Below are 7,956 nucleotides of genomic sequence, written 5' to 3'. Positions count from 1 at the left end.
ATTGTCAAGCAGGGCCTGAATGCGGGCGGCCAGCCGCTGCCGGGCGGCGGGCTCCCAGGCGCTTTGCAGCTGCCGCACCACCTCTGCCAGGGTGTGCATGGTATGGGGGAAAGCCGGGGTGTTTTTGGCGTCCTGCCAGGAGGGACCGTCGGTAACCAGATAGGAGGCCCGCTGAAACAGCAGGGCCAGCAGATGATAGCACCGCTTCTGCCGGTCAGGCAGGTGGAGCAGGTGCCGCCGGTCATAGCCCTTCCGGTGGAAACTGCGGGCCAGGTCGTAGAGCTCCTTGCCGGCGGATTTGTCGTCGCCGCCGCTGGACAGCCCGTCCAGCAGGTCGGCCAGCCGCAGCAGGCTGGCAGAAATCTGACCCGCCGGGTCACTGGTGATGTGGGTTACCCTGGCGTTGATGAGCAGAGCGATCACCAGCAGTACGCAGCAGAAGCCCACCGCCTCCAGCTGAATGGGCAGCTGCTCCAGCGTGGGTGGACGCAGCTCCAGAAAGACGAAGGTCATGGCGTAGCCCATGTGGCCCTTGGGGGTGAACTGGCTGCACTTCCAGAACACCAGGAAGAAGGGTACGGCGAAATTCAGGATGGCGCACAGCCACACATTGAGGGCGGCGGCAAAGGCCAGCAGGCACAGCAGCAGGGACATGAGGCACATGGCCGCGTAGTCCTCCAGCCGGTTGGCCTCCTTCCGGCGGAGCTGAAACAGGGTGGTGGAGCAGGAGACCACCATGGCGTAGGTGCTGCCGAAGATCCAAGTTACCAGCAGGAACTGGACCACGTAGAACAAAATGGTGGAAAAGGCCCCCTTCCACCGGCGCCAGAACAGCGCCGGAAAGCCCCTGATGCCGGAACCCGCGGCCACAACAGATACCCCCAGTCGAGATTGATTGCTTATCTAACATTATAGAGGTAACCTGTCGGTAAGCGCAAGGGGGCGGAGAAAATTTTGTAGAACGGTGGGAATTGAAAAAGGAGGACGGCCATTATATAATGAGCGGGATAACGATCAGACTTTGGAGGTATGCCTTTGGAACCCCTGGAACTGCTTCCCATCCCGCTGCTGCAATGGTATCGGGAAAATGCCCGGGTGCTGCCCTGGCGCAGCGACCCCACCCCCTACCATGTATGGATCAGCGAGATCATGCTCCAGCAGACCCGGGTGGCGGCGGTGCTGGACTACTACCGACGCTTTCTGGCGGAACTGCCCACTGTGGCTGATCTGGCGGCGGTGGAGGAGGATCGGCTCATGAAGCTGTGGCAGGGGCTGGGCTATTATAACCGGGCCCGCAACCTGCAAAAGGCGGCCCGCCAGATCATGGAGGATCACGGCGGCGTCTTTCCCGATACCTATGAGGCCATCCATGCCCTGTCCGGCATTGGGGACTACACCGCCGGGGCCATCTCCTCCATCGCCTTCGGCATCCCAGAACCGGCGGTGGACGGCAATGTGCTGCGGGTGGTAGCCCGCATCACCGGGGACGACGGAGATATTATGAAGCCGGACACCAAGGCCCGGATGGGAGCGGCTCTGAAGCGGGTCATGCCGGTGGATGCCCCCGGGGACTTTAACCAGGCCCTGATGGAGTTGGGGGCCACCGTGTGCCTGCCCAACGGCGCCCCCCTGTGCGACCAGTGTCCGGCCAAAGAGTTCTGCGTGGCCCGGCTGACGGAGCGCACCGGGAAACTGCCGGTGAAGGCGGCCAAAAAGGCCCGGCGGGTGGAGGAGCGGACGGTGTTCCTCATCTTCCGGGATGGGGCGGTGGCCCTCCGGCGGCGGAAGAGCCGGGGCCTGCTGGCGGGGCTGTGGGAGTACCCCAACGAGCTCTCCCCCGCCCCCTGTCCGGTGGAGGCCCTCTCCCTGGAGCAGGGGCCGTCGGGCAAGCACATTTTTACCCATATCGAGTGGCATATGAAGGCCGTGCTGGTCCAGACGGCCGGCGATACCCTGCCTGAGGGCTGGGTGTGGGCCACTTTGGAGGAACTGGACCGGGACTACGCCGTGCCCAACGCCTTTCAGGCCTTCAAGCCTGCGGTGGAGGGGCGGCTTAAAGGAGAAGGAGAGGAACCATGGCAAAGCTGTATTTCCGGTATGGAGTGATGGGCTCCAGCAAGACCGCCAACGCCCTGATGGTGCGCTACAACTACGAGGAGCGGGGCCAGGATGCCCTGCTGGTGAAGCCTGCCATCGATCAGCGGGACGGGGCCCGGTTTGTGGCCTCCCGGGCGGGGCTGAGCCACGACTGCATCTATTTTTCTGACCTGATGGAGATGACCCCCCGGGAGCTGAAGCCCTACGCCTGCATCATCGTGGATGAGGCCCAGTTCCTCAGCCGGGAGGAGGTGCGCTACCTCACCGATCTGGTGGACGACTGGAATATCCCGGTGATCTGCTACGGCCTGCGGGCCGACTTCAAGGGGGACCTGTTCCCCGGTTCGGCGGAGCTGCTGGCCACCGCCGATGTGATCGAGGAGGTCAAGACCATCTGCTGGTGCGGCAAGAAGGCCCTGTGCAACGCCCGTTTCGACGAGCAAGGCAATGTGCTCAAGGAGGGCGAGCAGGTGGTGCTGGGGGCCAACGACCGATACATCGGCCTGTGCCGTAAGCACTGGAAAGAGGGTAACCTGGGCCCCAAGCAAAAGTAAGTCCCAGGAAAGCGGAAAGGAACCATTGAAATGATCTGTAATCTCTGCCCCCGGAAGTGCGGGGCGGTGCGTACGGCCGACCGGGGTGAGGGCCGCTGCCGGATGCCAGAAGCCCCGGTGGTGGCCCGGGCGGCTCTCCATATGTGGGAGGAACCCCCCATCTCCGGTACAAAGGGCTCGGGCACCGTGTTTTTCTCCGGCTGCTCCCTGGGGTGTGTGTTCTGCCAGAATGAGCAGATCAGCCACCGGGACTTCGGAAAACCCATCACGGTGGACCGGCTGCGGGCCATCTTTTTTGAACTCATTGATCAGGGGGCCCACAACATCAATCTGGTGAACCCCACCCACTACGCCCATGTGGTGCGCTCGGCGCTGGCCGAGCCTCTGCCGGTGCCGGTGGTGTGGAACTCCGGCGGCTACGACCGGGTGGAGACCCTGAAAGCTCTGGAGGGCAAGGTCCAGATCTACCTGCCCGACTATAAATACCGCACCGGCGACTATGCCGGGCGCTACTCCGACGCTCCGGACTATCCCCAGGCGGCGGAGGCGGCTATCCTGGAGATGTTCCGCCAGACCGGTCCCGTCCGGTATGAGGACGGGCTGCTGAAGCAGGGGGTGGTCATCCGCCACCTGCTGCTGCCCGGCAAGCTGGCCGAGGCCAAGCGGGTCATGGACTGGGTGGCGGAGCACTTCGGGCCGGGAGAGGTGCTCTTCTCCCTCATGAGCCAGTACATCCCCTGGGGCCGTGCGGCGGATTATCCGGAGATCAACCGCCGGGTGCGCCCCTCGGAGGTGCGGGCGGCGGAGGCCTACATGGCGGACCTGGGGCTGGAGGGCTTTGCCCAGGGGACGGAGGCCGCCCAGGCGGAGTATATCCCGCCCTTTGACCTGACCGGCGTGTAAAAACTGCATATCCCATTCTGGGGCGGGCCGCTGGCCCGCCCTTTTCCTGTCAAATGGGACAACCACCCCGCATAAGCATAGGTCGGAGGGGGTGGAGGCCATGGAACGAGACCGGAAACGGCCCGGTCTGCTGGAAAAGACGGCGGAGGTGCTGGACCTGCCCGGGGACGTGGTGGCCGGCCTGCCCAGGGTGGAGCTCACCGGCAGCCGGGAGCTGAGGATGGAAAACCACAAGGGCATCCTGGCCTATGGCAGCCAGGAGATCCACATCTCCGGCGGCAAGCTGGTCATCAAGGTGCGGGGCAGCAACCTGGAACTGAAATCCATGAACGCCAGCCAGCTGCTCATCACCGGCGAGATCGACGGGGTGGATCTGACCTGAAAAAGGAGGTGGAAGGATGCTGCTGCGGCTGGTGAACGCCCTGCGGGGGAGTGTGCGTCTGGAGGTGGAGGGAGCCTTTCCAGAGCGGTTCCTCAACCTGTGCGCTCAGCGGGGCATTTTGTTCTGGAATGTGGAGTGGATGGAGGCCACCCGTCTGCGGCTCACCGTCACCCGCCGGGGCAGCCGCCAGGCCGCCGCCCTGGGGGAACGGACGCTGTGTATCGTCACTCCCGCCGGGCGGAAGGGGATGCCCTACTTTCTGGCCCGATTCAAAAAACGCTATGCCTTCTGGGTGGGGATGGGCCTGTCCATGGCGGCGGTGTGCGTTCTGTCCTCCTTTGTGCTCACCATCGAGGTAAAGGGTAACACCAATGTGCCCACCGCCCAGATTCTCACCGAACTGAGGCGGCAGGGGTTGGGTATCGGTACCTTCGGCCCCGGTTTGGATGAGCGGACGGTGGGCAACAAGGTGCTGCTCCAGCTGCCCCAGCTGTCCTGGCTGTCCATCAATCTGTACGGCACCCGGGCGGAAGTGCTGGTGCGGGAGGCGGTGGAGGCGCCCGAACTGGTGGACGCCCAGGAGTATGGCAGTGTGGTGGCCCGGGCCTCCGGCATTGTAACCCGTGTGGAGGCTCTCACTGGCGAGGCGGTGGTGAAGGTGGGGGATACGGTGCTGGAGGGGGAGACTCTCATCTCGGGCACTGTCCACCTGGAAGGCCCGGCCTACAGCGATAAGCCGGAGATCGGGCAGATACAGGTGCGGGCTTCCGGTCGGGTGTACGCCCGGACCTGGCGCACCATGGCGGCCCAGCTGCCCCTGGAGGCTCAGGTGAAGCGGTACACCGGGGAGGAGGCCAACCGGTGGTCGGTCACCGCTCTGGGCCTCCGGACCGATTTTTTTGGAAAGGGTGGAATTTCTTTCGACAGGTATGATAAAATAAGCCATACCTGGACCCTGACCCTGCCCGGCGGCGAGGAGATGCCCCTGGCCGTCCAGCGGGAGACCTGCCGGGCCTATGAACTGGAGACGCTGGCCGTGGAGCCGGACGCGGCGGAGGCCATGCTGAAAGAGCGCCTGCTGGAGGCGCTGGAAGAGGCGGTGGGGGAGGGAGAGATCGTCAGCACGGAGTTTGCCGTGGAGACGGAGAACGGGATGCTGACCGTGACCCTTCAGGCAGAGTGCCGGGAAGAGATCGGGCGGTTCGTGCCTGATCCCATCACACAAGAAAACGAGGCCGATCCATGATAGAACAGACCATCAATATCGAGCGGATGGAGGACGTGGTAGACGTCTTTGGATCCTTTGACGAGAATATCAAACTGGTGGAGCATGAACTGAATGTGACGGTGGTGAGCCGGGACAACCAGCTGAAGGTGTCCGGCGAGGCGGAAAACGTGATGCACGCCGTCAAGGCCATTGAGGGCCTGCTGGGCCTGGCCGGGCGGAAGGAGACCATCACCGAACAGAACGTGCGCTACATCATCAATCTGGTAAAGGCGGGCAATGAGTCCCACATCAACGACATCGCCCGGGACGTCCTGTGCGTCACCGCCAAGGGAAAGCCCATCAAGGCCAAAACCCTGGGCCAGAAGCGGTATGTGGATGCCATCAAGAAAAATACCATTACCTTGGGCATCGGCCCGGCGGGCACCGGCAAGACCTATCTGGCGGTGGCCGCCGCCGTGGCCGCCTTCCGGGACAAGCAGGTCAACCGCATCATCCTGACCCGGCCCGCCGTGGAGGCGGGCGAGCGGCTGGGCTTCCTGCCCGGCGATTTGCAGAGCAAGGTAGACCCCTACCTGCGGCCCCTGTACGACGCCCTCTTTGAGATGCTGGGGCCCGAGACCTACCAGAAGTACCTGGAGCGGGGCAACATCGAGGTGGCCCCCCTGGCCTATATGAGAGGCCGCACCCTGGACGACTCCTTCATCATCCTGGACGAGGCCCAGAACACCAGCCGGGAGCAGATGAAGATGTTTTTGACCCGCCTGGGCTTTGGTTCCAAAATCGTCATCACCGGCGACATCACCCAGATCGACCTGCCCCGTGACACCGTGTCCGGCCTGAAGGAGGCCATGCGGGTGCTGGACGGGGTGGAGGATATCGCCATCTGCCGCCTGAACGAGTCCGACGTGGTGCGCCACGTCATTGTCCAGCGGATCATCAAGGCCTACGAGGCCGACGAGAACCGCCGGGCCAAAAAGGAGGGCCGGAAGGCATGAACCACGAGATCATCATTGAGACCGAGGTAGACGGGGCGGAGGAGTATGCCGACCTGCTGCGGCAGGTGATCCCCGCCGCTCTGGACGCCCAGGGGGTGGATGTGCCCTGCGAGGTGGACGTGCTGTTCACTGACGACGAGGGCATTCACCAGATTAATCTGGAGCAGCGGGAGGTGGACAGGCCCACCGACGTGCTTAGCTTCCCCATGTTCGAGTTCCAGCCCGGTGAGAACCCCACCCAGGAGGACGCCGACCCCGGCAGCAATCTGGTGCCTCTGGGGGATATGGTGATCTCCCTGGAGCGAGCAAAGGCCCAGGGGGAGGAGTACGGCCATGGCACCCGCCGGGAGATGGCCTATCTGGCCGTCCACTCGGTGCTCCACCTGCTGGGGTACGACCATATGGATGAGGGCCCCATGAAGGCCCAGATGCGGGCGCGTGAGGAGGCCATTCTGGAGCAACTGGGGATTACCAGAGACCAGGAGGGGTGACAATGCGGTTGGCATATATCATCGGCGGAGGATTTATCTCCATCGGCCTCTGTTATCTCATCCTCATGGTGCTGAGCGGCCTGGGCGGGGGGAACGGCCTGATTGAACTGGTGATGATGTTCCTCCTCATGGCCCTGCCGGGCATCGTTGTGGGTACGGCTGCGGCCGAGCGGGAAAAGCTTGCGAAAGAGCACTCCGAGCTGAAAGAAGAACTCTCCGCCATTCGCGCCCTGCTGGAGAAGCAGGACAAATAGTAAAATATGCGGTCTGTGAAAAAAGACCGTATATGAATAAAATTGCTCAAGAAAGTTGAGGATCACCTATGGAAATTAAAAAATCTGGAATGATCAGCATTGTGGGACGGCCCAACGTGGGCAAGTCCACCCTGACCAACGCCCTGGTGGGCGAAAAGATCGCTATCGTCTCCAACAAGCCCCAGACCACCCGCAACCGCATCAGCGCCGTGGTCAACCGGGGGGAGTGCCAGTACGTTTTCCTGGATACCCCCGGCCTTCACAAGGCCCGCACCCGGCTGGGCGACTACATGGTAAAGGTGGTCAAGGAGAGCGTGGCCGACGTGGATGCCATCCTGCTGCTGGTGGAGCCCATTCCCCACATCGGTGGCCCCGAGGCCGAGCTCATCGCCCGCATCAAGCAGCTGGGCGTACCCTCCATCCTGGTCATCAACAAGATGGACACGGTGGAGAAGGAGGCCCTGCTGGCCGTCATGCAGACCTACGGCCAGGCCCACGACTTCAATGCCATCCTGCCCATTTCCGCCAAGCAGAATGAGGGCGTAAACGAACTGCTGGACCTGCTGGCCGAGTTCCTGCCCGAGGGCCCCCAGCTCTTCCCCGACGACATGGTCACCGACCAGCCGGAGCGGCAGGTGTGCGCCGAGATCATCCGGGAGAAGCTGCTGCTCTGCCTGGACAAGGAGATCCCCCACGGCACCGCCGTGGAGATCACCCGCTTTTCCGAGCGGGACAACGAGATCATCGACCTGGACGCCACCATTTACTGCGAGAAGGCCAGCCATAAGGGCATCATCATCGGCAAGGGGGGCGCCATGCTTAAGAAGATCTCCACCCTGGCCCGCACCGACATCGAGGCCTTTATGGGCACCAAGGTGTTCCTTCAGACCTGGGTAAAGGTCAAGGAGGGTTGGCGGGACAACCTGAATCTCATCCACAACTTCGGCTACCGGTGTGACAATTAGTTGAAAAACGTCCCGCTTGTCGCACCAATCCTGACGCACAGGCGGGCGGCATCGCATAGTATTTTTAAGGGTCTTGGAGCAATCCGA

General features: G+C 62.9%; 9 protein-coding genes and 1 pseudogene. 9 read left to right on the top strand and 1 reads right to left on the bottom strand.

The genetic code is table 11. From position 1 onward, the window contains the following. A pseudogene (locus tag IHN22_RS11890) lies at positions 1–870 on the bottom strand (FUSC family protein); the annotation flags it as partial. 165 nt (positions 871–1,035) lie between these two features. Here IHN22_RS11890 and mutY point away from each other — a divergent pair. The 9 genes from mutY to era all read left to right on the top strand — a co-directional run bounded on the left by mutY (position 1,036) and on the right by era (position 7,869). Further along, positions 1,036–2,106 carry an A/G-specific adenine glycosylase gene (gene mutY / locus IHN22_RS11885; RefSeq protein ID WP_191435574.1) on the top strand — a complete coding sequence of 357 codons (1,071 nt, stop codon included), beginning with the start codon at positions 1,036–1,038 and terminating at the stop codon, positions 2,104–2,106. Next, positions 2,076–2,651, top strand: coding sequence for a thymidine kinase (locus tag IHN22_RS11880; RefSeq protein WP_087389217.1), 576 nt, complete (start codon positions 2,076–2,078; stop codon positions 2,649–2,651). Before mutY ends, IHN22_RS11880 begins: the two co-directional genes overlap by 31 nt. A 30-nt stretch (positions 2,652–2,681) precedes the next feature. Beyond that, positions 2,682–3,554: a 4Fe-4S cluster-binding domain-containing protein gene (locus IHN22_RS11875; protein WP_191435572.1), complete on the top strand. Its 873-nt coding sequence runs from the start codon at positions 2,682–2,684 to the stop codon at positions 3,552–3,554. Between the two features lie 100 nt (positions 3,555–3,654). Then, on the top strand, positions 3,655–3,936 hold the full coding sequence (locus tag IHN22_RS11870; protein ID WP_087188098.1) for a YabP/YqfC family sporulation protein: 282 nt from the start codon (positions 3,655–3,657) through the stop codon (positions 3,934–3,936). Positions 3,937–3,952: 16 nt separating this feature from the next. Next, positions 3,953–5,182 (top strand): sporulation protein YqfD, encoded by a 1,230-nt coding sequence (locus tag IHN22_RS11865; RefSeq protein ID WP_087330765.1) that lies wholly within the window; start codon positions 3,953–3,955, stop codon positions 5,180–5,182. Continuing rightward, positions 5,179–6,159, top strand: coding sequence for a PhoH family protein (locus IHN22_RS11860; protein WP_087330767.1), 981 nt, complete (start codon positions 5,179–5,181; stop codon positions 6,157–6,159). Before IHN22_RS11865 ends, IHN22_RS11860 begins: the two co-directional genes overlap by 4 nt. After that, positions 6,156–6,650 carry an rRNA maturation RNase YbeY gene (gene ybeY, locus IHN22_RS11855; protein ID WP_191435570.1) on the top strand — a complete coding sequence of 165 codons (495 nt, stop codon included), beginning with the start codon at positions 6,156–6,158 and terminating at the stop codon, positions 6,648–6,650. The genes IHN22_RS11860 and ybeY overlap by 4 nt, the downstream gene beginning before the upstream one ends. A gap of 2 nt (positions 6,651–6,652) precedes the next feature. Then, positions 6,653–6,904 carry a hypothetical protein gene (locus IHN22_RS11850; protein WP_087330771.1) on the top strand — a complete coding sequence of 84 codons (252 nt, stop codon included), beginning with the start codon at positions 6,653–6,655 and terminating at the stop codon, positions 6,902–6,904. A gap of 68 nt (positions 6,905–6,972) precedes the next feature. Continuing rightward, positions 6,973–7,869 carry a GTPase Era gene (era, locus tag IHN22_RS11845; protein WP_087269468.1) on the top strand — a complete coding sequence of 299 codons (897 nt, stop codon included), beginning with the start codon at positions 6,973–6,975 and terminating at the stop codon, positions 7,867–7,869. The last annotated feature ends 87 nt before the right edge of the window (positions 7,870–7,956 follow it).

The organism is Flavonifractor sp. An112 (assembly GCF_904377885.1).
Taxonomy (GTDB): domain Bacteria; phylum Bacillota; class Clostridia; order Oscillospirales; family Oscillospiraceae; genus Flavonifractor; species Flavonifractor avicola.
This window is presented reverse-complemented; position numbering and strand designations above follow the sequence as displayed.

What these genes read in the sequence shown, in the direction of transcription:
- IHN22_RS11880 (WP_087389217.1), top strand. Translation starts at nt 2,076, where the DNA reads ATGGCAAAGCTGTATTTCCGGTATGGAGTGATGGGCTCCAGCAAGACC.
- IHN22_RS11875 (WP_191435572.1), top strand. Translation starts at nt 2,682, where the DNA reads ATGATCTGTAATCTCTGCCCCCGGAAGTGCGGGGCGGTGCGTACGGCC.
- IHN22_RS11870 (WP_087188098.1), top strand. Translation starts at nt 3,655, where the DNA reads ATGGAACGAGACCGGAAACGGCCCGGTCTGCTGGAAAAGACGGCGGAG.
- IHN22_RS11865 (WP_087330765.1), top strand. Translation starts at nt 3,953, where the DNA reads ATGCTGCTGCGGCTGGTGAACGCCCTGCGGGGGAGTGTGCGTCTGGAG.
- IHN22_RS11860 (WP_087330767.1), top strand. Translation starts at nt 5,179, where the DNA reads ATGATAGAACAGACCATCAATATCGAGCGGATGGAGGACGTGGTAGAC.
- ybeY (WP_191435570.1), top strand. Translation starts at nt 6,156, where the DNA reads ATGAACCACGAGATCATCATTGAGACCGAGGTAGACGGGGCGGAGGAG.
- IHN22_RS11850 (WP_087330771.1), top strand. Translation starts at nt 6,653, where the DNA reads ATGCGGTTGGCATATATCATCGGCGGAGGATTTATCTCCATCGGCCTC.
- era (WP_087269468.1), top strand. Translation starts at nt 6,973, where the DNA reads ATGGAAATTAAAAAATCTGGAATGATCAGCATTGTGGGACGGCCCAAC.